Raw genomic sequence first — 25710 nt, 5'->3', positions numbered from 1 at the left:
ACAATGCGAGCACCATCTGCATTGACGGACCGATCCGCGGCCCGCAACGCAGCACCGCCCAGCGATCAAATCCGCGAGCCCGGCCGCCGCGAGAATTCACGCTGTCTTGGCCGCAGATACCCAGCCGTTTGTCAGCCAGGCAATGCCATGCGAAATGAGGTCGATACCCAGCAAGAATCCAAGCACCCAAAGGCCGGTCGTGGGCCATCCAGTCAGGACAACAAGTCCAGCCAGAAATCCGAATGCTCCGGACAGAACCATCGCCCAGCCGACGTCGCTCCAGTGCCTGACGCCGACAAAGAGGCGCACGATGCCCGAGGCCACAAGCAATAGTCCGAGGACGTAGGTCAGGACAAGGGCGCCTGACACAGGCTGCCTCACCACCATGGCACCAAAAACAATATACAGGATGCCGAGGAGGAATTGCCATATGAAGCCGCCCCATCCCTTCATCCAGAAGGCGTGCATCATCTCGAACGCACCCACGACGATGGCCGTAACACCAATGACAATGGCGCTGATCACGGTAGCCAGCGCAACGTCACCCAAGACGAATATGCCCCCGACAATCAGCACGAGGCCAAGGAGAAGACGAACCGATGTGGGTGGCAAGGTCGATGCGGTTCCATTCTCATAGGCAGTCATGGCTCCCTCCCCGATTGCTGGACTCCCTCATTGGTGTCGATCCCTGCCTTCGGCCGGACAGTGGCCCACTCCGCAATATGCTGGATCGCCGCGAATAAGGCCGGGATGATGAAAAGGCCGATCGTCGTTGCGGCCAGCATGCCGCCAAAGATTGTGACACCCACCGCCTGGCGCGCGCCGGCTCCTGCGCCGGTGGACACCGCCAGTGGAATAATGCCCAGAATGAAAGACAGAGCCGTCATCATCACGGCACGGAACCGCTGCTCGGCGCCAAGTCTTGCCGCTTCGTCGATCGGTTGCCCCTCCTCGCGGCGTTCCTTGGCGAATTCGACGATCAGGATGGCGTTCTTCGACGCCAGCCCGATGAGCAGCACGATGGCGATCTGCACATAAAGACTGTTTTGCAGTCCGAAAAGCATGAGCGCCCCAGTGGCGCCGAACAAGGCGGCTCCAAGGGACAGAATTACGGCGATTGGAAGCATCCAGCTTTCGTACTGCGCTACCAAGAACAGATAGGCGAACAGGAAGGCCAGTCCGAAGATCATGGTCTCCTGTCCGGCGCTGCGCCGTTCCTGGAACGACAGGCCGGACCACTCGTAGCCATAGCCGGACGGCAGCGCCTGGGCCGCGACGCGTTCGATGGCATCCATCGCCGCCCCGGAACTGCCGCCTGGCGCGACTTGGCCGTTGATCTGTGCCGCTACCGAGAGGTTGTAGCGGGAGATGACGAAGGGCGCGAGCACCGTGCTGGTCGATACCACCGCCCTGAGCGGCACCATTGCACCCGTCCGGCTGCGAACATGGAGATTGAGGATATCTTCGGCGTCCCCGCGATGCTCGGCGTCAGCCTGCAGGTTGACCTGGAAGACTCGCCCCTGCAGCGTGAAATCGTTCACGTAGCGCGACCCGAAGCTGGCGCCGATCGTCGAATAGATGTCGGACACGCTCACTCCAAGCGCTTCGGCGCGGGTCCGGTCGACATCGACATAAATCTGCGGCACATCGGCGCTGAAGGTAGTCGCCACACCGCCGATTTCCGGCGCCTGGTTGATCTCCGAAACGAATGCACGGACCACCGCCGCGATCTCCTCCGGCGGCTGGCCCTGCAAAGCCTGGAGGCGCAGATCGAGGCCGCCGACCGCCCCGATGCCGGAAATAGCCGGTGGCGAAAAGACTGCAACGTTGGCGCCCGGAATGGTCGAGAACTGCGCCCGCAATCTCGCGAGGATGGCGTCCAGCCGCAGATCCGGCGTGTTGCGCTGATCCCAAGGATCCAGCGCCGCAACCACCATCGCTCCGTTGGGAGATTGTGTCCCCTGCACGATGCTGAAGCCTGCGACCGAAATGACGTTTTCGACGCCTTTCGTTGCCGACAGAGTCCGTTGAACCTCGCCGACAATCGCCCTCGTGCGATCGAGCGAGGCGGCATTCGGAAGCTGGATATCGACAAACAGGGCGCCCTGGTCCTCGTCCGGGAGGAAGGTAGCGGGAAGACTGCTGAACAGCAGGAAGGCACCCAGGAAGCAGGCGGCAAGCGCGGCGAGAGGTATGATCCACAGGCGCACCAGGAAACCGACCAGCCGACCATAGCCGACGCGCGTCGCGTTCATGAAGCGCGCAAACCAGCCAAGTGGACCGCGCCGGTATCCGCTCTGTCCGCGCCTCAGCAGGATCGCGCTGAGCGCCGGGCTGAGCGTGAGGCCGACTACGGACGAGATAACCAGCGCCGCCGACAAGGTGACCGCGAACTGACGGTAAAGCTGCCCGCTTATGCCGGATAGGAAAGCTGTCGGGATCACCACGGCGAGGAGGACGAGCGTGGTGGAAATGATCGGACCCGTGATCTGCCCCATCGCCTTGCGGGCGGCCGCCGCCGTTTCGATCGCGGGGTCGTCATCCATGACATGCTTGACGTTCTCGACGACAAGGATGGCGTCGTCGGCGACCAGTCCGATCGCCAGCACCAGGGCTAGCAGCGAGATCGAGTTTATCGAATATCCGAACGCTAGCAGGATGGCGATGGCGCCCAGCATTGCGACGGGCATGGCCAGCGCCGAGACCAGGGTGGCGCGCCAGTCCTGCAAGAACAGATAGGTGACGACGAGCACGATCAGGAAAGCCTCGCCGAGGATCCGCACGATGAGCGAGAGGCTCGTACGGACAAACCGTGTCGCGTCGTAGACGACCTGGTACTGGAGGCCGGGCGGAAACGTGGGTGCAAGACGCTTTAGCTCGGCGAGCACGGCGTTGGCGGTCTGGATCGCGTTGGCTCCCGGCGCCTGGTTTATCTGAAGCATCGCCGTGTCATGCCCGGCGAAGCTCGCGCTCGATGAATAATTGCGCGCGCCGAGTTCGATGCGGGCGATGTCGTGCAACCGTACGATCGCTCCGGCCTCGCCGGTGCGCACGACGATGGCCCCGAATTCATCCGTGCTCATGAGGCGTCCGCGGGCCACAAGCGTATATTGCAGCTCGGTGCCTTCCCGCGCCGGTGGGGCCCCGGCCTGGCCAAGCGAGGCCTGGATGTTCTGCCGCTGAATGGCTGTGGCCACGTCATCGGCCGTTATGCCGAGCGCATCCATGCGTGCCGGATCCATCCATATGCGCATCGAGTATTCGGACGCGCCGACGACGGAAGCCTCGCCGACACCGGTGACACGCGAGAGCGCATCGGCGATCGTTGTCGAGGTGAAATTGGTGATCTGCAGCACGTCGAGCTTGCCGTCCGGAGAATAGAAGGCGATGCCAAGCACGAAATCGGGCGATCTCGACCGCACCGACACGCCTTGCTGGGTGACCGCGGCCGGCAATTGAGAAATTGCCAGTTGCGCCCTGTTCTGCACATTGACCTGCGCAATGTCTGGATCCGTGCCGACTTCAAACGTCACGGACAGCGAATATTGCCCGGCATTCGAACTTGTCGACGACATGTACATCATGTTGGGGACGCCATTGATGGCCGTCTCCAGAGGCCCGCCGACGACATCGGCTATTACTTCCGCATTCGCGCCGGGATAGATCGCCGAGACGCTGACGGTGGGCGGCGTGATCTCTGGATATTGCTGCACCGGCAGCGAAAAAATGGCGATCGCGCCTGCAATCGAAATGACGATCGACAAGACGATCGCCAGCCGGGTCCGGGTGATGAACAGATCGGAGATCATTGGCCATCGCCAACGGGCTGGCCTTGGCTCGGCTGAACTGTCATGCCTTCGACAAGACGCTGGATTCCCTGGACGACGACCTGCTCGCCGCCGCTGAGGCCAATGGTGACCGCCCAGCCATTGTCGACACGTGCGCCCGTGTCGATGCGCCGTTGCGAGACGGTGTTGCTCTTGCCAAGCAGATAGACGAAGCGCCCCTCGCGATCCTGCAGCACCGCTGCCTGAGGTACTATCGGCAAGCTGGGCGCGTCTTTCTCGCGCACGTAGAGGGTGACGAACTGTCCCGGCAGAAGGATATGGCGAGGATTGGGGAAAACTGCGCGGGCCGCGACCGTCCCAGTCTGCGGGTCGATCTCGTTCTCGATAAATTCGATTCGACCGGGCGTGTCGTAGTCCGTCCCGTTCGCAAGACGCAACGAAAGTTTCAATGTGCTCGGATCGACGTTACTGCCGCTCGTCGCCTCCTGCTGCCGGATCGTCACAAGCAACCCTTCGGTCACAGCGAAAGCCACGCGGACGGTGTCCAGGCCGACTATGCGTGCCAGCGCACCGGAATCCGATCCGACCAGATTGCCGGTCGTGAACGTCGCGCGGCCGATGTTGCCGGAGATCGGGGCAGTGATACGAGCATAGGACAGGTTGAGTTCGGCGGTAGTCAGGGACGCCTGGGCAACCTGCACGTCCGCGGCAGCGACATCGAATGCCGCCTGGACCTCGTCTAGAGCGGCCTGTGAGATCGTTCTTCGGGCGAACAGATCCTGGTTGCGCGCCAGGCTCCGTTCGGCCGATATTCGTGTTGCCTCGGCACGCGCCACCTGCGCCCGTGCCGACGCAACCAGGGCATTGAGTTGATCCGGCTCGATCTCGAACAGAGTTTCCCCAGCCTTTACCGCTTGTCCACCCTTGAAATCGACGGAGTGCAGAAAGCCGGTGACACGCGCCCGGATGTCGACTGCCTCTATCGCTTCCACGCGACCGGTAAACTGCACGGGAGTGCTGACCCGCTGAACCTCGATCTTCTCGACGACGACAGCGGGCGGCGGCGCCTGCGTTCCGCCAGGTTGCTGGGCGAATGAAATCGAACTGATGAAAGGTGGTCCGGCGCCGCCCAGGCAAGCAGCCATCAAGCATGCCCAGGAAGCGCGACTGATCCATCGCCGCCTCGCGGCCGGACGATGTCGCTCGGACGTTTCGCACGGCGCCTTCATGACCGGGCTCTACGCATCGTCAGGGCAATGGCAATGTAGGCGCCGCCGGCGACAAGGAGGGAAATGCCAGCGATCGTACCTGGTGTGTAAATGCTGGTATAGGGCAACTTCAATGCGAGCGTCGCACTAGCGGCCAGGGCGACCAGGCCCGATACTCCGAACCACTGCCAACCGTCTTGATCGCGCACCCGAAGCGCGAGGGCGACTTGCAGGATGCCCTGCACCAGAAAAACCAAGGCGATCAGAAGAGTGATCGCGAGAGCGCCCTTGAAGGGATTGAAGTATATTAGGATGCCGCCGACCAACTCGACCGCGCCCGTGAGCTCTTGCCAGATGAATCCGCTCCACTCCTTGACTCGCAGGGATTGAACCATCTTCACAATGCCCGCGAGCGAAAGGACGATTCCAAGGACAACGCTTGCCGCGAATGTGGAAACCACGGGCAGCGCGACGGCCAGCACTCCAGCCGACGTCAGGCCGATGCCCAGCGCCAAAAACCAACCCCATTTGGAACGCAGGGAGTCCGCTTGATGCTGGTGATCGGTTCCGCTCGTGGATGCGCCGCTCATCGTCGCTTGCCTAACCAGAATTGCTGCAGGAGCGGCGCCCATCTCCGATCTCCGGGAACGCTCTCTTGTCAGTAATCCACCGGATCACGGATTATCGGACAGGTCATGCAGTGGCCGCCGCCACGACCGCGGCCTAGTTCCGCGCCGATGATTGTAATGACCTCTATGCCCTCCTTTCGCAGCAGCGTGTTTGTATAGGTGTTACGGTCATAGGCGTACACGACGCCCGGCGATGCACAGACCAGATTTGCGCCACTATCCCATTGGGTGCGCTCGCGGACGTAGGCATTGCCGCCGGTCTCAACAACACGCATCTTTTTGAGGCCGAGCGAGTCGCGCACCGTCTCGACGAAGGTGCCTTTGTCCTTGTGCAGTTCGACGCCGCCCTTGCCGTCCGGCCGGTAGGAGAACGCCTCGATGCCATTGACGATATCCGGGTAGAGCAGCACGCAGTCGCGGTCGGCAAAGGTGAACACCGTGTCGAGATGCATCGCCGCGCGCAGTTTCGGCATCGCCGCGACGATGACGCGCTCGGCCGCGCCCTTCTCGAACAGCGTCGCAGCGAGCTGGCTGATGGCCTGACGGGAGGTGCGCTCGCTCATGCCGATCAGAACATTCCCCTTGCCGATCGGCATGACGTCGCCGCCCTCGAGCGTGGCGAGGCCCCAATCCTTGGTCGGGTCGCCCCACCACACGTTGACCTTGCCGGCGAAGTCGGGATGGAACTTGTAGATCGAGGTGGTGAGGATGGTCTCCTCATGCCGCGCCGGCCAGTAGAGCGGGTTCTGCGTGACGCCACCATAGATCCAGCAGGTGGTGTCGCGGGTGTAGAGCGTGTTCGGCAGCGGCGGCAGTAGATACTCGTTTACCCCGGCCGCGTCACGGATCAGCTCGAGCTGTTCGCCGCCTATGGATTCGGGGAATTCATGGGTCGAGAGACCACCGATCAGCGTCTCCGCCAGATCGCGGTTGGAGAGCCCCTCCAAATAGGAGCGCACCTCGTCGACGAGGCCCAGGCCGATCTGGTTCGGCACCACCTGATTGTCGAGGATCCATTTCTTCGCCTCGGGGACGGCGACAGTTTCGGCGAGGAGGTTATGCATCTCCACCACCTCGACGCCGCGGTCGCGCATCTTGGTCATGAAGTCGAAATGATCGCGCTTGGCGTTGTCGACCCACAGCACATCATCGAACAGCAGTTCGTCGCAATTGGTGGGCGTCAGGCGCTGATGGGCGCGGCCGGGCGCGCAGACCATGACCTTGCGAAGCTGCCCGACTTCGGAATGCACGCCGAATTTCGTTTCCATCGCCATGACTTGTGCCTTTCTCGTCAAGGTGTAATTGCGCCAGTCAACAGGCCGACGAAACCGGCGAGTCCAGCGACCAGTGTGACGGCGAAGATGATGAGTTCGACCGATGTGAAGATCCGCGCGTTCTGTTCGCGCCGCGCCCAGAGGTACAGGACGGTTCCCGGCACGAAGAGCACCGCCACCAGCAGGACGTATTTCAAGCCGGCGGCCAGAAACATGACAAGCGTGTAGACAACGGCGATCCAGGCGAATAACTGGTCGCGCCCGCGCTGACCAGGCGAGGTCTCGTACCCCTCGCCGCGGCGGGCGATCAGCACGCCATAGCCCGCGACCAATAGGTAGGGCAGCAGCGCCGTCACGCTTGTCATGTCGAGCATGAAGTTGAAGGCGTCACGCGACCAATAGGTTGAGATGACGAATAGCGAGACGACGATATTGGTCAGCCAAAGCGCGTTGGCGGGAACCCGGTTGCCGTTCTGCGCCGCGAAAAGCTTGGGCATGTCCTGCGACTTCGCCGCGGCGAACAGTACCTCGGCGCAGATCAGCGACCAGGCGAGATAGGCGCCGAGCACTGACACCAGCACGCCGATGGAAATGAACACCGCGCCCCAATGTCCCACGACCAGTTCGAGCGCGCCGGCGAGCGAGGGCTGTTGGACTCCGGCGATGGCCGCACGCGTAGCCGTGGCGTAGGGCAGAAGGGTGATGGCCACCATCAGGCCCGTGACGCCGACAAAACCCAGAATGGTGGCGGTGCCGACATCCGAACGCTTCTCTGCGAAGCGCGAATACACGCTCGCTCCCTCAATGCCGAGGAAGACGAAAACGGTGATCAGCATGGTGTCGCGCACCTGCGCCACCAGGGTCTTTTCCGGCATGCCTACGCCGCCGAGAAAGTTCTCGGAGAATTGCGTGTAGTTGAACGCGAACGCCATGGCGAGGATCGCCACGATGATCGGTACGATCTTGGCGACCGTCACGACGCTATTGATGAAGGTGGCCTGCTCGACGCCGCGCAGGATCATGAAATGGAAGGCCCAGATGCCAACCAGCGAGACGATGATCGCGGTCGCGGTGCTGCCATCCCCGAAAATCTCCGGGAAAAAGCGCCCGAGCGTCGATCCGATCAGCACCCAGTAGAAGACGTTTCCGAGGCAGCTTCCGAGCCAATAGCCGAACGCCGAGAGGAAGCCCATATAGTCGCCGAATCCCGCCTTGGCATAGGCGAAGACGCCGGAATCGATATCGGGTTTCTTCTCGGCCAGCGCCTGGAACACCCGGGCCAGCATGTACATGCCGGTTCCGGCTATCGCCCAGGCGATGATGGCGCCGAACGGGCCCGTCGCGGTGGCGAACCTGCCGGGCAGATTGAAGATGCCGGCCCCGATCATCGACCCGACAACCATTGCGATCAAGGCGAACAAGGACAGCTTCTGCTCGGACTTACTTGCCACGTGCCTCTCCCGAGTGATCGGAAATCATCTGTCCGTGAGCCAACAAAGCGGGCTGGAATTTCAGTACAAACCAAACCCTATGCTTTTGGCGTGGTCGTGAAATTAGCTGAGAGTCTCATTCCTGTGCATCGCGTCTCTATTTCGGAGCCTCGACGCAATACACCGCCGCAGTGGAGTTTCATCGGCTGGACTTGTGACTTTCTCCGATGCAGCATCGGGTGAGCGACCTGGACCGGTTTAGCAATTCGGACGGATTTCGCTTGTGCAATTGACGACCGGCTCGAGACGCGGCCATGGCATCCCAGACCTCGCAGAAGCTTTCGCTCGCGGCGCTAACGGCGATGGTGGTCGGATCAATGATCGGCGCCGGCATATTTTCGCTGCCTCGTACCTTCGGCAATGCCACCGGACCGGTCGGCGCAATCATCGCCTGGAGTATCGCCGGGACCGGGATGTATACGTTGGCCCGCGTCTTTCAGGCACTCGCGGAGCGCAAGCCCGAACTCGATGCCGGCATCTTTGCCTACGCAAAAGCCGGCTTCGGTGACTACGCTGGTTTCCTTTCTGCGTTTGGCTATTGGTTGGTTGCCTGCATTGCCGACGTCTCATACTGGATTCTGATCAAGTCGACGCTCGGCGCGTTCTTCCCGGTTTTTGGCAACGGTGACACGGTCCCGGCAGTGGTGGTCTCGTCGATCGCACTCTGGTTGTTCCACTTCACGATCCTGCGCGGGATCAAGGAAGCTGCCGTCATCAACACCGTTGTTACGGTCGCAAAAGTCATTCCCATCCTTACCTTCATTTTGATTCTGGCCGGAACGTTCAAGGCGAACATCTTCGTCAGCAACCTTTGGGGCGGAGAGCTGGCATCGCAAAGCGGTCTCTTTGAGCAAGTCCGATCGACCATGCTGGTCACAATCTTTGTGTTCATTGGGATTGAGGGAGCAAGCGTCTATTCTCGCTATGCCAAGGAACGCTCCGATGTCGGCAGGGCGACGATCGTCGGTTTCGTCGCCGTTTTGTTCCTGCTGGTTCTGGTGACGCTTCTGCCGTATGCCGTACTCACACAGGCGGAAATCGCTGGAATGAGGCAGCCATCCATGGCTTCCGTTCTCGAGGCCGTCGTCGGTACCTGGGGCGCGGTTTTCGTCAGCGTAGGGCTGATTGTTTCTGTGCTAGGCGCTTATCTTGCCTGGTCGTTGATCTGTGTCGAGGTGCTGTTCGCGGCCGCAAAGAGCGGCGACATGCCAAGGATTTTTGCGCGTGAAAATGCCAACAAAGTCCCGGCCGCCGCGCTGTGGCTGACCAATATCGTCATTCAAGTCTTCGTCATAAGCACGCTTTTCTCGCAAGATGCGTTCGCGCTCATGGTGAAGCTGAGCAGTGCCATGGTGTTAATTCCTTACCTGCTCGTGGCTGGATACGGCTTCCTTCTGGCTTTACGCCGAGAGACTTATGGAATCCAACCGGCACAGCGATCCCGCGACTTGATCGTGGCTGGCATTGCCACATTGTATGTTGCGTTCATGATCTACGCAGGCGGCCTGAAATTTCTGTTGCTGTCATCTATTCTCTACGCACCCGGTACGCTGCTCTATGTTCAGGTCAGACGGGAACAGAACAAGCAAGTGTTGGTCGGCGTAGAATGGATAGTGTTGGCGGCTGCGGCAATTGGTTGCCTCGTTGGCATTTACGGAATTGCCAGCGGCGACATCATTATCTAGCTGACCGAGCGCTTCAGTTCCTTGGCCGACAAGACATACCAAGGAATGTCTGGCCTAAATCAAGTGCGTAATCCGGTTACCCTCCGTAGAATGTCGCCGCGAAGTGCTGTCGGCTATTCATCCCTGAAGTGACAATCAGCGTGCCAATCGGTCCTGGTTGGCAACGCATGGGAGACGTCATGGGTATCGCAGCGCGCTTTCTGGCCACGACGACAGTTGCGATCCCTTCAGCCAGACCGCAGTTGCCGCGCCTTGCGACTCTGAAATGCGGAACCAGCCTGCTCGGCGCAGAAGGATAGCGATCATGAACGACAGCCTCTCGCCGCGCGAAATCGTGCGGGCAATGGTGGATCTCGGCGCCGCTAAGGCCGCTCACAGCGTTCCTGATCTTTTGATCCGCGGCATGCTTTCCGGGGCGCTCCTTGCCTTCGCGACGAGCATGGCCCTGGAGGGTGCGCTTCAGACAAATGTCGCGCTCGTCGGCGCTCTCATCTTCCCGGTGGGATTTGCCATCATCATCATCCTTGGCCTCGAGCTCGTGACCGGGAATTTTGGCCTGGTACCCCTGGCCGTCCTCGCTCACCGTACGACGGTCGGCCGGATGTTGGCCAATTGGTTCTGGGTTTTCGTCGGCAACATGCTCGGTTCGCTCATCTTTGCCGGGCTGTTCTATGTCGTCCTGACCGATGTCGGCAATGTTGGGGCGAGTGCGCTCGGAGATCATCTGCGTGCGCTCGCCGAAGCCAAGACGATTGCCTATGAGCCGTATGGATACGATGGACTGGTGACCGCCTTCGTCAAGGCCATGCTCTGCAACTGGATGGTCTGCCTCGGCGTCGTCATGGGGATGAGTTCGAAGTCCACCCTCGGCAGGATCGTCGGATGCTGGTTGCCCATATTCGCCTTCTTCGCGCTCGGATTCGAGCACTGCGTCGTCAACATGTTCGTCATTCCCATGGGGATGATGCTCGGGGCCAAGATCAGCTTCGCAGACTGGTGGTACTGGAACCAGATACCCGTGACCTTGGGCAACATTGCTGGCGGTTTCCTCTTCACCGGACTTCCTCTCTATTGGACCTACCTGAAGGGCGGTGCAGAAGACGTGCCTGCCCCTGCGGCGAGGATGTCACTCGGCCCGGCCGAGTGATGGGCCGGCATTCCGGCGAACACATCTTCTTCCTCGGCATTGGGCCGCCCACATTGCTTCGCGAAAGAATGTAGTCGTTTCGAAAAGAAGGCCTCAGTCGGGTCCGCCATGGTGCCGCCGACAGCACCCAGCCGAACAACTTCGATTGGACACAGCTAGAGCCAGGAAAGGCGCCGGCACATGCCTGACAGACCAGATGTGCAGTCCCAAACCAGAGGATGGCTGTGGCTGTCAGGTTCGCGGCCGACCGGGTCCAGTCCGGATCACAAATTGCAATCGCCGCCATTGCGCATCGCCTGATGACCACGAACATGACGCAACTCGACCTTCCGCCTGATGTTTCGCCGCAGCCGAGTTTTCGCTCGGCTGACACTTCTTCTTCAGAAAGCGGCGCGGCGGCCGAGATCACTGACGAACGCAGGCGAGCGATCGTCGCGGAGATCCCACGGCTGCGTGGTTATGCGCGCGCGCTGTTGCGGGACCGCGATGCCGCCGACGACCTTGTGCAGGACAGCCTCGAACGGGCGCTGTCGAGGATGGCGAACTGGACGGCCGGCGATACGCCACGCCGCTGGCTGCTCACGATCATGCACAATCTGTTCGTCGACCAGTTGCGGCGCGCCAAACGCCATGCCCAGGCAGTGATCACGATCTCAGAAACGATAGATGCGATCGCGACGTCGCCACAGGCCGACAGGCTCGTATTCGTGGACGTATTCTCGGCGCTTCAGCAGATCAATCCCGAACGACGCGCAGCACTTGTGCTAGTCGCGGTCGAAGGCCTCTCCTATGCCGATGCCAGGAAGGCGCTGGGCATTCCCGTGGGGACACTAACGTCGCGGATCGCCAGGGGCAGAGAGGAGCTGCGATCGATCCTCGAAGGTGTCTCGCAGCCAGGCCAACCAGGGTGAGCAAAGAATGAACCGTCACCGTTTTCAATGATGAACCAAGGCCCCTGCCGTCCACACCGGCGCTGCGTCACGGGGTCATATCCGCCGAACGGCGGAGGGTCGAGAACCGCTGGAGCGACCGGGCGGAATCGATAGATTTTCGCGCGATACCGGATGACGACTTTGCCATAGCTATTGATTTGCCCTTCGAAGGCCCAACCGTTCTGCAATCCGTACCAGGTCGGGCAAGGTTCGCACCGCCATCTTCCGCATGAGATGCCCGCGATGGATCTTGACCGTAATTTCGCTAAGGCCCATCTCGCCCGCGATCTGCTTGTTCATCAGGCCCTTGGTCACGAAGAACATGACTTCCTTTTCACGAGAGGTCAAAGTTTCGTACAGGGCTGATATCGTCGCCGCTTCCTGGTCGGATTCCCACCTTATGCGGTCGTTTTCGAGCGCGCCGAAGACCGCATCAAGCATGTCCTGGTCCCGGAACGGTTTGGTCAGAAAATCGATCGCTCCGGCTTTCATCGCGCGCACCGACATCGGGACATCCCCGTGTCCAGTCATGAAGACGACGGGCATTTGAATGTTCGACTTTGCAAGGTGAGCCTGGAAATCGAGGCCGCTCACGCCGGGCAACCGGATATCGAGCACGAGGCAGCTTGGCGTTTCCGGCAGCTTGCCCTGCAGGAATTGGCTGGCGGAGGCGAACAGTTCGACATGCAGCCCCACGGATCTGAACAGCCCACTCAGGGCATCGCGCACAGCGTCGTCATCATCGATGACATAGACTGTCGGCGCAAAAGCGGTCGACGCGGTTTGGCCTGGATTGGAACCTGCTGTCACGATAGCAATCCGCTCTCACGATTCCTGCTCCGCATGGCCCAGGAATGGCACAACGCCATCTTAGCATATTAATTTGGCAACGAGCCCCGCCACTAGGCGAGACGTGGTCGCGACTGTCGGTAATGCCGAGGGAGCTGGGATGGCTTCCGCGCGCTACACCATCAATATCACCAATCCACCCATCGGCGCATGTGAGCTGATGTTTCTGCAGTCGCGCCCTCTTGTGCAGCGGGGCTAGGCAGGCGATCGCCGAAACCTGCCTGGAATTCAATCGCACAGGCTGGCGGCAATCTTCCCGGAACGAACGCAAAATTCCGATTTGGAACGCACGCGACTTCGGCTCCGAAAGCAATGGCGGTGGCAGGGCTCGGCTCACCACGAAGAGGTCATTTCGGCTTGATTTAGCGTGGCCAGTTCAGCGCATCTTCGATGCACCGGATCATGGCGGCGGCGTCAAAAGGCTTGTAGAAGAAGCCTGCCGCCCCTGCAGCGAGGGCGTTCTGCCTGGTCCGTTCGTCAGGATAGGCCGTGATAAGAATCACCGGAACGGTGTGGCCACGTGCCAGGAGCAACGTCTGCAGTTCCAACCCGTTCATTTCCGGCATCTGCACATCGGTAATGACACAGCAGGCGTCGGCGAGCCGTGGCGAACGCAAGAGTTCCTCGCCAGAGGCAAACAGGTTCGCGGCAAAGCCGCAGGAACGTATCAGATTCGCGGTGGACGTCCGGACCGCCTCGTCGTCGTCAACTATGGCAACCATCGGAATTTTCGACACATCGGTGTCCCCCGGAGACTGTGTCGCCCGGCGTCGCCCGGCGCGATCTCATCTCGCCGCCAGCATACGAACGTAGAGCCAAGACCGAAATCATACAGAGGTTTGACTAGCCTGAGGTTCGCAGGCAGCGATGCCGCGACCTGGCGACCGGTTGGAGAACCGTACGGCTACACAGCTGCGTCAACGTTCAACCGCACGGTGGGATCATTGTCGCACGGCACCGGCGACCTCCCTGCACAAGCTTGCCGACATCGCCAGACGCGCCCAAGGCGCCGCCGCCAACAGTAGATACCATCGTATACGCAGCATAGCTGATGATATGATTCATTCAGACGGCCATTCAATGGAGCAGATTTCCCACCCGTGTACCTTGACCAGCAAGCAGAAGAAAATTCTGAAGCTAGAGGAGCACGGGCCCAATGCAGTTCCACTCATTGTCTGCATCCGAATATTACGATCGGCAACCGGGAGAAGATCGGCCCGTCCTTCCTCGACGCGACGGCATGGTCCGAGCGATGCATGTCGCCGGCCCGGCCCGAAAGCCTGAAGTCGGCTCGTCATTGTTCGACCCATTCGACGCCGGCAACGGCGCCTACCCGGTGGCGCCAGACTGCCGCATGATTTCGATCCCCCTCACTCATATGAATGTGGTTCTCTCGGTGTCCGCTGCAGCGATGCCGCAACCCCGTCGCGGCGGTCTAACGATGCATGCAAATGCGGCCGCAGACCCTGATCCTACGGCGGCGCCCAGTGGGGCCATGGCGCAATTTGCCCAAGCAGGCCAAAGCGCGATCGACGGTCTGAATGTTTTCCACGCGCCTCGGGACCTAGGCCTTGCCGAACTGGTCCCGGAGCGGCACTCCTCTGATCCGGTCGTCCAGCGTCTTTCCAGGGCGCTCGAGGCGGCCGAAGACAGCCATGATGGATTTGGCAACCTCTATGCCGATGCAGTCCGCCTTGCCATCGTAACCCGCTTGCTCACGCTGCGCTCAGATCCGCAGCCAGACCCGGATGAGCCGGCGGCACGCTCTACGGCCGCCCTGTCCAAATGGCGATGGAAGCGCGTCGTCGAATACGTCGATTCACATCTCGATGAGACGATTACGCTCGCCGACATGGCAGCAGTGGCGGGGCTCAGCCGAATGTATTTCGCCGCACAGTTCCGGGCGGCCACCGGCATTCGCCCGCATGAATTCCTGCTGCGGCGACGGATCGACCGTGCCAAGCAGATGCTCATCGAGACCGAGATGACCCTGGTCGACGTGGCGCTGAGCGTGGGCTTTCAGAACCAGGCCCATTTCACCACCGTCTTCGGACGTTTCGTTGGCGAGACACCCTATCGCTGGCGTTGCGGCAATCGCAGGGATGTTGCAGATCGCCCTTTCGACAGCGATCCCGTCGGTTGGCGCCACCCGCCACGTGGGTCGGACACGCGGCCCATTCAGCTGGCAGCTCTGGGAGAGTTGCCGCCCCGCAGCGCTGCCGTTGCAACATAGCCGACAGCGCTGGCGGCAGCACTGCGATGGAAAGATGTTGCTTGCCGGAAGGCTTGTTGCCCACACAGGATTCTTCAGCTCTTCGTGGAGGCGTCTCCAATGGCCAATGACATTCGTCCTTACAATGCCCCGGCCGGCGGATGGGGAGCGCTCAAGTCGCTAGGCGAACACCTTGTCGAGCAGGGAATCCCGATCAAGGGGGCGGCCACTCTGGGGCGCATGAACCAGCCGGAGGGATTTGATTGCCCCGGCTGCGCCTGGCCGGACCCCAAGCACACTTCATCCTTCGAATTTTGCGAGAACGGGGGCAAGGCGGTTGCCTGGGAAGCCACGGCGAAACGCTGCACGCCGGAGTTTTTCGCCGCCCATACCGTTGCCGAGCTTTCAAGCTGGAGCGATTTCGATCTCGAGATGGTCGGACGCCTGACCCATCCGATGGCCTACGATGCCGCATCCGACCATTACGTGCGGGTCGGTTGGGACGAGGCCTTTGCAACCATTGCCCGCCACCTCAACGGATTGCCGGATCCCAACATGGCCGAGTTCTACACATCCGGCCGTACCTCGAACGAGGCAGCGTTCCTCTACCAGCTCTTCGTGCGAGAGTTCGGCACGAACAATTTCCCCGATTGCTCAAACATGTGCCACGAGGCTACCAGCGTCGGCCTGCCGCACTCGCTCGGTGTCGGCAAGGGTACCTGCCTGCTTTCCGATTTTGACAAGACGGACTGCATCTTCATCTTTGGACAAAATCCGGGCACGAACAGCCCTCGCATGATGACGAGCCTGCGCAACGCCTCACGGCGCGGCGCAACCATCATGTCCTTCAATCCGTTCCGCGAGCGCGCACTGGAGCGCTTCCAGTCGCCCCAGAGCCCGGTCGAAATGGCAACGCTTACGTCGACACCGATAAGCGCCAAGCTCTATCAGGTGCGTGTCGGCGGCGACGTCGCGGTCGTCAAGGGGCTCATGAAATTCCTCATGGAAGCAGACGATGCGGCGCGCGCGGGCGAATTGCCGGCGATCCTCGACTGGGATTTCATCAAGGGCCATACGACGGGTATCGAGGCTCTCGCCGCCGACCTGCGGGCGACGCGATGGGACGACATCGTCTCTCAGTCAGGGCTCGCTCGCGAGGACATCGAATACGCCGCTCGCGCCTATATGCAGGCCGAACGAGCGATCATTGTCTATGGCATGGGCATCACGCAGCACCGGCGGGGTGCACAAAACGTGCAGCAGCTGGCCAATCTCGCGCTGCTGCGCGGTCATATCGGCCGCGAGGGCGCCGGACTTTGCCCGGTACGCGGCCATTCCAACGTCCAGGGCGATCGCACGGTCGGCATCACCGAAACGCCGACAAAGGAATTTCTCGATCGGCTCGAGCACCGCTTCGGCTTCAAGCCGCCGTCCGAACATGGCCACAATGTCGTGACCGCGCTGGAGGCCATCAAAGACGGCAAAGTGAAAGTGTTCTTCGCCATCGGCGGCAACTTCGTGTCAGCCATCCCGGACTGGGAGGTGACCCGCGCTGCCGTGCGCAAGCTCGACCTGACGGTCCAAGTGTCAACCAAGCTCAATCGCAGCCATCTGGTACACGGGCGCGACGCGCTGATCCTGCCTTGCCTCGGGCGCACCGAAATCGACGTCCAGGCAACGGGGCCGCAGTCGATCACGGTCGAGGATTCGATGTCGATGGTGCACGCGTCGGCGGGCCGCAATGTTCCGGCGTCGGAGCACCTGATGAGCGAACCTGCAATCGTCGCCGGCATTGCACGGGCGACGCTGGGTGCAGGTTCCGTCGTCGACTGGGAAAGCTTCACCGCCGACTACGACCTTGTCCGCGACGCGATCGAAGACGTGTTCCCGATCTTCCAGGGTTACAATGCCCGCATTCGCATCCCGGGCGGCTTCCATCTGACATCGAACGCGCGCGAACGCATCTGGGCGACAGTTTCCGGCAAGGCGAATTTCCTCGTCTTCGACGGCCTCGGCGAGGATCCGCCCCTGGACAGTCTCGACGCTCTATGGCTGACGACGGTGCGCAGCCATGATCAGTACAACACCACGATATATTCGATGTCCGACCGCTATCGCGGCGTCTTCGGTCAGCGCGACGTGATCTTCCTCAACGAACAGGAGATGGAAAGGCGTGGCCTCCAGGCCGACGACCGCGTCGACTTGATCACTCTGTCCACCGACGGCGTTGAACGCCGCCTGTCCAATTTTCGGATCGTCCCGTATGCCTTCCCCAATGGCAGCTGTGCGGCCTACTATCCCGAGGCAAACCCCCTCGTGCCGCTCTATGCGCACGATCCGATCAGTTTCACGCCCTCCTTCAAAGCAATTCCGATTCGCATTTCGCGGTCGCGTACCGAGGCGGTTTGATCATGGGTGAGGTCGAACTCGCGCGCCTTCATGACCAATGCCGATCCTATCCCTGGCGGCTAGACCGCGGCGATCTTCGGGCGGCGTCGCGCTGGGTCGCAGGCAAGTGGTCGGACGGGTTCGGTCGCGGCACCGAAGGCGCGAGCGGCAGTGTCGAACTGGAGCAGTTTGGGGTTCTGGAACCCTATCTTGCCGAAGCAATCGTGCTTGAGCGGGGAGCAGACTTCATGTTTGCGAGATGGGGCGCGGCGCTGGACGCGCTTTGTGGCGGGGACCGTGGTGGTCACAGGCTGTCTGCGCTCCCCCAACCCAGCCGCGGGCAGCTGCGCCGGCTGTGTGTGCGGGCCGCTGCGGAGCAGCTGCCGCAGGCAAGACAAGCGACCTGGGCGCTCGATGGACGGATTTGGCAGTGTGCGATGCTGGCGCTGCCGACGGCCGGCGACGAGCTTTCCGCCACGCGACTTCTCGTGGCCCTGCTCTTTGCCCCTCACTCAATGTTTGCCGCCCAGCCTCTTCCACGTGGCGAAGCGTTGCGTTGGAGGCGAAGCTCCCACGCACTCCGCGCACGCGCCATTCTGCCGAACTCCTGAGGCGCCCGTCCCCTCCTCCCGCGGGCGCCTGAACTGGCGGTGGGTCGCATCAGCGATCCGCCGCCCCTTTTTTGGTGACCTTTCGGTCGTTGCCGACGGCGGGCGCGCCCATCACATCGCCATCGGACCTGCCCGTTCGTGCGCGACGAGAAAGGCAGGGGCGTTTCTGAAAGACGCCGAACCGCGAAATCGGGATTGTCGCAACGAACTGCCTCCGCAAACGCCTAGGCCACGGAGCCGGCCCGCAGGATTTGCTACCGCATCGCTGGCCCTCATCTCGGTCATCGGCGCATTCGATTGTTTGAAAAAGGGAAGGAAGAGACCCGTGCGCGAGATCGTCAATGCCATCGCAATTGCCCTCACTCTTGGCCTGTCGGGAGTCGCCGTGGCGGCTGACAATCCCACGCCCAAGCCCGCGCATACCGTGGCGCGCAACGTCGTGCTCGTGCACGGAGCGTGGGCGGACGGATCGAGCTGGGCCGAGGTGATCCCGCTCCTTCAGGCAGCCGGCCTTAGAGTAACCGCGGTGCAGAATCCGCTGACGTCGCTGGCAGACTCGGTCGCGGAGACGCGACGGGCGCTGGCGCTGCAGGATGGGCCAACCGTGCTGGTAGCGCATTCCTGGGCCGGCACCGTCATCAGCGAAACGGGGACTGATCCCAAGGTCACATCGCTGGTCTATGTGGCTGCACGAGCACCGGATGCAGGTGAGGACTTCGTCGCTCTTTCGGCAAAGTTTCCCGCAGGACCCGTTCGAGCCGGCATCCAGGTGAATGATGGCTTCACCAGATTGTCCGAAGACTCATTCCTGAAATACTTCGCGAACGGCGTCGCGCCCCGGCAAGCCAAGATCCTGTATGCGGTTCAGGAGCCCACCGCTGCGACCATCTTCGGCGGACGAACCACCGAGGCTGCATGGCATTCCAAGCCATCGTTCTATGCGGTGTCGAAGCAGGACAAGACGATCAACCCTGATCTCGAACGGTTTCTCGCCAAGCGCATGCATGCGACGACGGTGGAGATCGATGCGGGCCACCTGTCGCTGGTTTCCCATCCCAAGGAGGTCGCCGACCTCATTCTGGCTGCCGCGGGCCGATGACATTGGATTTGTCCCGGCGAAGCTATGCGGACGGGCCTGACGGCCTGGGCGGGCCGTCCCGGCGACGGCCCGCCTGCCGCGCGCAGCATCCACATGCTGGTCGCGCCCACTGCACTGATGTTGCCCAAACCAGCCCGCCATCGGGCGCCCGGCGATGAGCTTGGCGACGTCACCGGGCAACGCTCGGTGCCGACGCCTTTTGGGCGCAAGGACCGGACATTCGAGGCAATGGGCGCAAAGTCATTTCGGAGACACTGAAAGAAAATCCGGCAATACGGCGACGTTCATCGCTCGAGCCGTTCCGACTAACGTTGCCAGGAAGGTCATCGGCTGAGGCATGGGTATCGTTCGGTTCGCGTTGCGATTTCCGCACACGTTCTATGTGCTGGCTGCCTTGATTCTCTTTCTCGGCGGCGTCGCAAGTCGCGAGATGCGGTTGGACGTCTTTCCGGAAATCAACATTCCGGTGGTGACTGTAATCTGGAGCTATGGCGGCCTCAGCACGCCGGAGATGGAACAGCGTGTCACCACGTACAGCCAGTATGCGATCAGCTCCAACGTCAATGGCATCAAGAACATCGAGGCGCAGACCTTAGGGGGGCTGTCGGTCCAGAAGATCTATTTTCAACAGGATGTGAATCTCGATCTCGCGATCGCGCAGATCGTTTCGGCCACAAACGCCATTCGTGCCCTCCTGCCGCCGGGTATCCAGGCACCGCTCGTGGTGCAGTTCAATGCCTCCAGCGTGCCGGTCCTGCAGATCAGCCTGAGCTCGGACACACTCAACGAACAGCAGCTCTACGACTACGGCATCTATCGGATCCGCCAGCAGCTGGCCCCGATCCCGGGCGTCACACTGCCGACTCCGGCGGGCGGGAAATATCGCCAGATCATGGTCGACCTCGACCCGTCGAAGCTCCTGGCCAAGGGTCTGACACCGCTCGACGTCGTCAACGCGGTCAACGCCCAGAACCTGACTTTGCCGTCGGGCACGGCCAAGATCGGCAACACACAGTATGTCGTGCGCACCAACGCCACGCCAGCAACCATCGATGAGCTCAACGATATTCCGATCAAGGTCGTGAATGGCGCTACGGTGTTCGTCAAGGATGTCGGCCAAGTCCATGACGGATGGCTCGTTCAGCAGAACATCGTTCGCGAGAACGGCCGGCATTCGGTGCTGCTCAGCATCATCAAGAACGGCAATGCCTCGACGCTGGAGGTAGTCGATGCCGTTCGGGATGCCTTGAAGACGGCGCGTGCCGCGGCGCCTCCCGGCATGGAAATCAAAGAGCTCTTCGACCAGTCGGTGTTCGTCAAGCAATCGATCGCCGGCGTGCTGCGGGAGGGCGTGATCGCTGCCGCGCTCACCGCTCTGATGATCCTGCTGTTTCTGGGATCGTGGCGATCGACGCTGGTCGTCATGATCTCGATCCCGCTTGCGATCCTGTCGTCGGTCGTGGCGCTGTATTTCCTGGGCGAAACGCTCAATACGATGACGCTGGGGGGCCTGGCGCTGGCGATTGGCATCCTCGTCGACGATTCGACGGTGACGCTCGAGAACACCCATCGCCTGCTCACCGAGGAAAGACAGACGCTGCCGCAGGCGACGCTGCATGGAGCCGCCGGTATCGCCGTGCCGACCCTGGTGTCGACGCTGGCCATAAGCTGCGTGTTCACATCAGTGGTCTTTCTGGAAGGTCCGGCAAAATATCTGTTCACGCCGCTCGGTCTTGCCGTGGTGTTCGCGATGCTCGCATCCTATGGCCTTTCGCGAACGCTCACTCCGATCACCATCGGATTGCTGCTCAAAAGCGAACGCCACGGCGCCCCGACGGGCTGGTTCGGCAGGTTTCACACCAGGTTCGAACGTGGTTTCGAGACCATGCGCCTGCACTATGCCGAGTTGCTGGCCGTACTCCTCAGGCGCCGGTTCATCGTTCCCGTCATTGCAGCCCTGGTGCTCGCGTTGGGCGCTGTACTGACGATGCTCGTCGGTCGCGATTTCTTTCCCATGATCGACGGCGGCCAGATCCAACTCCATGTTCGGGCCCCCGCGGGAACCCGGATCGAGGAGACGGAAAAGATCTTCCAGGCTGTCGAGGACAAGATCCGCGAGATCGTTCCTGATCGCGACCTCCAGCTTGTCGTCGACAACATCGGCCTGCCGGCGCGTTCCTACAATTTGGCGTTCACGGATGGATCGACCATCGGCGTGAATGACGGTGTGATCCAGGTCGCATTGAAAGACGGCCACGCGCCGACTGCCGACTATGTGCGCAAGCTGCGCACGGCGCTGCCAAGCGCCTTTCCAGACGTTCTGTTCTACTTCCAGTCGGCCGACATCGTCACGCAGATCCTCAATTTTGGACTGCCGGCGCAGATCGATGTCCGTACGGTCGGCTATGACCGCGTCACCAATCTGCGGGTTGCATCGGAGTTGCGGCGCCGCATCGCCGCCATTCCCGGCGTGGTCGACGCACACCTGCAGCAGGAAGTCGACGCGCCGGCGTTCTATGCCGACATCGATCGCACGCGGGCGGCGCAGCTCGGCCTCAATGCCAGCACGATCGCCAACAACATCAATGTGAGCCTGAGTTCCTCCGAGCAGGTGTCGCCTAACTTCTGGACCGACCCGACCACGGGCATTCCCTACTACCTCGCCGTTCAGACACCGGAAAACAAGATCGCGTCATTGAACGATCTCGGCAACACGCCTGTGTCCTCAACCATCAACACCGCAGGCGCACAGGTTCCCGGGCAACTCAGCAACGTCGCGACGTTCAAGCGCGACAGTCTCCCGACAAACGCCAACCAGGCGAACGTCCAGCCAGTCTACGAAGTCTACGCAAGCGTCCAGGGTCGCGATCTGGGAGGTGTCTCCAGCCAGATCAGCACGATCGTCGCCGACCTGCAGAAGCAGCTTTCGCCCGGAAACACCATCCAGGTCATAGGGCAGATCCAGAGCATGAACGATGCCTTCTGGGATCTCGGCATCGGCATCCTGTTCGCCGCCGTGTTCGTCTATCTGCTGATGGTCGTGAACTATCAGAACTTCGGCGACCCCTTCGTCGTCATCCTTGCCTTGCCGGCGACCTTTTGCGGCATCGTGACGATGTTGTTCATCACGGGCACGACGCTCAACGTGCCCTCACTGATGGGTGCGATCATGGCGGTCGGGGTTGCTTCGGCCAATTCCATCCTGCTCGTGACCTTCGCCCGGGACCAGCAGTTGGCAGGCAAGTCCGCGTTCGACGCCGCGATCGACGCCGGCCACACCCGGATCAGACCTGTGCTTATGACCGCGGCCGCGATGATCGTCGGCATGGTTCCCATGGCGATCGGCGGAGCGGGCGAAGAGCAGAATGCCGCACTGGCGCGCGCGGTCATCGGGGGACTTTTGTTTGCAACGCCCACGACTCTCCTCGTCGTGCCGTACCTGTTCGCGATGCTGCGTAGCGGACAGGACGGCAAGACGGCTCACGGCGTCTTCGAAGAGGAAATCGCATGAAACCGAGGCACCGTTTGGATCAGGACGACGACACGGTGATGGATGATGCAATGAAGCGGCCGCCGCGCCGAGGCGGAGGCCGGCTGCTTGCATTGGGCGCGCTCGCTCTGCTGATGACGGGACTGGCCTATGGCGCCCAAGGGTACTATTCGCGCAACCAGGAACTCGCGGCTTCGGCCAAACAGGCGCGTGACTTCATTCCGCTGGTGCGTGTTGCGGCGGTAAGGCCGAGCGACGACATCGTGAAAGTCAGTCTGCCCGCCACCACAACTGCCTTCGACGTCGCCGACATCTTCGCGCGAGCCAGCGGCTATATCGAGACGCGCGAGGCCGATATCGGGGACAAGGTCAAGAAGGGACAGTTGCTAGCCAAGATTGCCGTGCCGGAACTCGATGACCAGATTTTGCAGGCCCAGGCAACCTTGGGACAGTTCAAGGCGGCGCTGCAACAAGCACAAGCCAATCTCGATCTCGCCAAGGTGACGTGGCAACGAGACAAACCCCTGGTGGACCAGGGCTGGATCACCAAGGAACAGGGTACGATCGACGTCCAAACCCTCAAGGCACAGGAGGCGGCTGTCGGCGTTGCGCAGGCCAACGTGAATGCGCAGCAGGACCAGTTGCGCGTTCTCGACCAGCAACAGGCCTACCAGCAGGTGGTCGCCCCGTTCGACGGCGTCATCACTCAACGCAACGTCGACATCGGCAGCCTGGTGCAGGCCGACACGACCAACAGCACTTTCCTGTTCGCCATCATGCAGGGGGATGTGATCCGTGCCCAGGTCTACGTCCCCCAGGACCAGGCCTTTGGACTGACCCCGGGGGTCAAGGCCGTGCTCCAGGTCCCCGAAATCCCCGGCCGTACCTTCCCCGGCACGGTGACGCGGATTGCCGATGCGCTGGCACCGGGCACACGGACCTTGCTGACCGAAATCGACATTCCGAACCCTGACGGTGTTCTCACGCCCGGCACCTATTGTACTGTCGAGCTCCAGATCCCGCGCAAGACACCCAGCTTTTCCGTGTCCGCAGATGCGATAATTTTCAACGCGGATGGTTTGCAGGTTGCCGTGGTCGAGAACGGCATTGCGCATATCCGGAAAATATCGGTGGCGCGCGATCTCGGAACGGAGGTCGAGGTCCGTGACGGCGTCAAACAAGGCGACCTTGTGATCCTGAATCCGCCGGTCGAACTTGCCGAGGGCAACAAGGTGCAGATCAGCCCGGCCGCCGTCGGGCCAGCTTAGTTCAGGTCCGGACGCCCGGGGTGCAAATGAAGTCCATTTCCCCCTTGGTGCCGTACATGCATCGCGAATTGGCGATCCATACTATGTCATACATCGATGATACCTTGATATACTACATATTACTTCCGCTAGTTGCTAGTTAAGCAGTGCRGGACGAGAACGGAAGCGGCGAGATCAACTTCGCAACCCGAAAGTTCCCGAGTGCCTGTGGCTCGGAATGCGCGGTGAACAAATCGCCGCCATCCTCATCGAAAAGGATATCTAATCATGCGTTCTATCCCTCTGAAGGCGGTGCTTGCCGCGATGATCGTCACCGTTCCGCTCACCGGCGCCTTTGCCGCCTCGTCGCACGGGGGAGACCGCGATGGCGGTCGCGACCGTGGCGATCACAGCAGCAATTACAGCGACTTCTCCCAGAATGGGTGGTTTGACGGCATCAATTCGTTCAAGGCCCATCCGGCTGAAGGCAAGAACTTCCTCCAGCAGCTCAAGGGTGAATGAGAAGGTTCCACCGTCTCGCCGCAGCCCCGCCGTCTCTCAGGAGCGGCGCGGGTCTGCAGCGTGAAGCCTCATGAACATGTCACAGGCGCGCCGCCTGTCGATCAAGGCAGGCATGTTGCTCGAGGCAGGCATGTTTTCCGACTTCCCACGCCGCCGAACGAGATCATCAAAATGGAGCGCCGCGATAAAGCCCTTCGACCTGGCGGTTCGTTCGCATCGTCCGCCGGCATCGACTCGATCCGACTGAGTTTGGCTCAACTGTCTTTGGGATGACGAATTGGAAAATGCTGCCATGCGGAACATCGGGTGTGGCCCAGAGCCGACCGCCGTGGGCTGCGACGATAGAGCGGCATATCCACAGCCCCAATCCCATGCCCTCGCGCTTGGTCGTAAACAGGGGATCGAAGATGCGATCGATAAGTGCTGGATCGAGCCCTGTGCCCGAGTCCCCGACTGCAACCAGCACATCGCCATTCTTGTCGAGTTGGGTGACGATGCGCAGCTTTCGCTGCCGGTCCTGCACCATGCTCATCGCCTCGATGCCGTTCGCGACGAGGTTGGCGACGACCCGCTCCAGTTGACAGCGATCGCCCCTGATGGGCTCCAGGTTCTCAGCGAGGTCCACCTCGACCGTGATGCGATGATGGCGCAGATCGAGGCTCACGAGATTGAGGAGACCTCTGATCAAGTCGTTGATGTCGAGGTTGTTCGGTACGGGCGGGGATTTTCGAGCAAGATCCCGAACGCCTCTGACGACATCGGCGGCGCGAAGGCTGTTGCCGATAATCCGTTCAATGGCCCGTTTCACCTCATCGAGATTCGCTGGATCTCTCGTCAACCACCGCAAGGCGGTTTCCGCGTTTGTCAGTATTGCGGTAAGTGGCTGATTCACTTCATGCGCAATGCACACCGCGCGCTCGCCTATCGTTGTCGATTGGGTGCTAAACATAAGCTGCGGACTCCTGCGCCAAGAGGGTTCGATTTGGTCGTGGGCGGTACCTAGGGCTGCGGGCGATCGATCCGCCTGACCTTGCAAACGCGCGCGCCAAGACTATTCCGCTGCCGGGGAGGAAATGTTCCGGAGCGTTCGGTGTGAGGAAGCCACGCGAATGTCCCAATTCTGACTCCCTCCAGCGTGC

Annotated in this window: 19 protein-coding genes; 10 read left to right on the top strand and 9 right to left on the bottom strand. The window is 61.2% G+C overall.

Features of this window, described 5'->3' with window-relative positions; translation table 11 throughout:
* Window positions 1-96 precede the first annotated feature (96 nt).
* The 6 genes from AC1D0I_RS14270 to AC1D0I_RS14245 form a co-directional block, all read right to left on the bottom strand.
* On the bottom strand, window positions 97-645 hold the full coding sequence (locus AC1D0I_RS14270; protein WP_477299821.1) for an HdeD family acid-resistance protein: 549 nt from the start codon (window positions 643-645) through the stop codon (window positions 97-99).
* The gene (locus tag AC1D0I_RS14265; protein WP_477395807.1) at window positions 642-3809 is read right to left on the bottom strand and encodes an efflux RND transporter permease subunit; all 3168 of its coding nucleotides are present in this window, start codon (window positions 3807-3809) and stop codon (window positions 642-644) included. The genes AC1D0I_RS14270 and AC1D0I_RS14265 overlap by 4 nt, the downstream gene beginning before the upstream one ends.
* On the bottom strand, window positions 3806-5017 hold the full coding sequence (locus tag AC1D0I_RS14260) for an efflux RND transporter periplasmic adaptor subunit (RefSeq protein WP_477395805.1): 1212 nt from the start codon (window positions 5015-5017) through the stop codon (window positions 3806-3808). The genes AC1D0I_RS14265 and AC1D0I_RS14260 overlap by 4 nt, the downstream gene beginning before the upstream one ends.
* Entirely contained in the window at window positions 5014-5586 is a 573-nt protein-coding gene (locus AC1D0I_RS14255; RefSeq protein ID WP_477395804.1) for an HdeD family acid-resistance protein, read from the bottom strand. The genes AC1D0I_RS14260 and AC1D0I_RS14255 overlap by 4 nt, the downstream gene beginning before the upstream one ends.
* 68 nt (window positions 5587-5654) lie before the next feature.
* Window positions 5655-6893, bottom strand: coding sequence for an arginine deiminase (locus AC1D0I_RS14250; protein WP_477395862.1), 1239 nt, complete (start codon window positions 6891-6893; stop codon window positions 5655-5657).
* A 23-nt stretch (window positions 6894-6916) separates the two neighbouring features.
* Entirely contained in the window at window positions 6917-8350 is a 1434-nt protein-coding gene (locus tag AC1D0I_RS14245; protein ID WP_095089050.1) for a basic amino acid/polyamine antiporter, read from the bottom strand.
* A gap of 293 nt (window positions 8351-8643) precedes the next feature.
* On the opposite strand from AC1D0I_RS14245, the gene AC1D0I_RS14240 reads away from it, so the two are divergent.
* The 3 genes from AC1D0I_RS14240 to AC1D0I_RS14230 all read left to right on the top strand — a co-directional run bounded on the left by AC1D0I_RS14240 (window position 8644) and on the right by AC1D0I_RS14230 (window position 12132).
* The gene (locus tag AC1D0I_RS14240) at window positions 8644-10074 is read left to right on the top strand and encodes a basic amino acid/polyamine antiporter (RefSeq protein WP_477395802.1); all 1431 of its coding nucleotides are present in this window, start codon (window positions 8644-8646) and stop codon (window positions 10072-10074) included.
* Window positions 10075-10339: 265 nt separating this feature from the next.
* Window positions 10340-11221, top strand: coding sequence for a formate/nitrite transporter family protein (locus AC1D0I_RS14235; protein ID WP_477395861.1), 882 nt, complete (start codon window positions 10340-10342; stop codon window positions 11219-11221).
* 311 nt (window positions 11222-11532) lie between these two features.
* Window positions 11533-12132: a sigma-70 family RNA polymerase sigma factor gene (locus AC1D0I_RS14230; protein WP_477395859.1), complete on the top strand. Its 600-nt coding sequence runs from the start codon at window positions 11533-11535 to the stop codon at window positions 12130-12132.
* Window positions 12133-12303: 171 nt separating this feature from the next.
* Here the strand turns inward: AC1D0I_RS14230 and AC1D0I_RS14225 are convergent, their stop codons facing one another.
* Together AC1D0I_RS14225 and AC1D0I_RS14220 are read right to left on the bottom strand one after the other, a co-directional pair.
* Window positions 12304-12963, bottom strand: a complete 660-nt coding sequence (locus AC1D0I_RS14225; RefSeq protein ID WP_477395800.1) for a response regulator transcription factor — start codon at window positions 12961-12963, stop codon at window positions 12304-12306.
* 401 nt (window positions 12964-13364) lie between these two features.
* Window positions 13365-13724, bottom strand: coding sequence for a response regulator transcription factor (locus tag AC1D0I_RS14220; protein WP_477395798.1), 360 nt, complete (start codon window positions 13722-13724; stop codon window positions 13365-13367).
* Between the two features lie 434 nt (window positions 13725-14158).
* On the opposite strand from AC1D0I_RS14220, the gene AC1D0I_RS14215 reads away from it, so the two are divergent.
* The 7 genes from AC1D0I_RS14215 to AC1D0I_RS14185 all read left to right on the top strand — a co-directional run bounded on the left by AC1D0I_RS14215 (window position 14159) and on the right by AC1D0I_RS14185 (window position 24571).
* The gene (locus tag AC1D0I_RS14215) at window positions 14159-15235 is read left to right on the top strand and encodes a helix-turn-helix transcriptional regulator (protein WP_477395796.1); all 1077 of its coding nucleotides are present in this window, start codon (window positions 14159-14161) and stop codon (window positions 15233-15235) included.
* Between the two features lie 99 nt (window positions 15236-15334).
* Window positions 15335-17623: an FdhF/YdeP family oxidoreductase gene (locus tag AC1D0I_RS14210; RefSeq protein ID WP_477395795.1), complete on the top strand. Its 2289-nt coding sequence runs from the start codon at window positions 15335-15337 to the stop codon at window positions 17621-17623.
* Between the two features lie 2 nt (window positions 17624-17625).
* Window positions 17626-18213, top strand: coding sequence for a hypothetical protein (locus AC1D0I_RS14205; RefSeq protein ID WP_477395793.1), 588 nt, complete (start codon window positions 17626-17628; stop codon window positions 18211-18213).
* 370 nt (window positions 18214-18583) lie between these two features.
* The gene (locus tag AC1D0I_RS14200) at window positions 18584-19312 is read left to right on the top strand and encodes an alpha/beta fold hydrolase (RefSeq protein ID WP_477300178.1); all 729 of its coding nucleotides are present in this window, start codon (window positions 18584-18586) and stop codon (window positions 19310-19312) included.
* 337 nt (window positions 19313-19649) lie between these two features.
* Window positions 19650-22823: an efflux RND transporter permease subunit gene (locus tag AC1D0I_RS14195; protein WP_477395791.1), complete on the top strand. Its 3174-nt coding sequence runs from the start codon at window positions 19650-19652 to the stop codon at window positions 22821-22823.
* A gap of 14 nt (window positions 22824-22837) precedes the next feature.
* Entirely contained in the window at window positions 22838-24070 is a 1233-nt protein-coding gene (locus AC1D0I_RS14190) for an efflux RND transporter periplasmic adaptor subunit (RefSeq protein ID WP_477395789.1), read from the top strand.
* A 267-nt stretch (window positions 24071-24337) separates the two neighbouring features.
* A complete protein-coding gene (locus AC1D0I_RS14185) occupies window positions 24338-24571 on the top strand; it encodes a hypothetical protein (RefSeq protein WP_477228366.1) in 234 nt (77 codons plus the stop codon).
* Between the two features lie 166 nt (window positions 24572-24737).
* Here AC1D0I_RS14185 and AC1D0I_RS14180 read toward each other — a convergent pair whose 3' ends face one another.
* Window positions 24738-25520, bottom strand: a complete 783-nt coding sequence (locus tag AC1D0I_RS14180) for a sensor histidine kinase (RefSeq protein ID WP_477395787.1) — start codon at window positions 25518-25520, stop codon at window positions 24738-24740.
* Window positions 25521-25710: the final 190 nt, after the last annotated feature.

Source organism: Mesorhizobium sp. P2_D1 (genome assembly GCF_056404455.1).
Note: the sequence above shows the minus strand (reverse complement) of the source record. Positions and strands in the feature narration are given on the sequence as shown.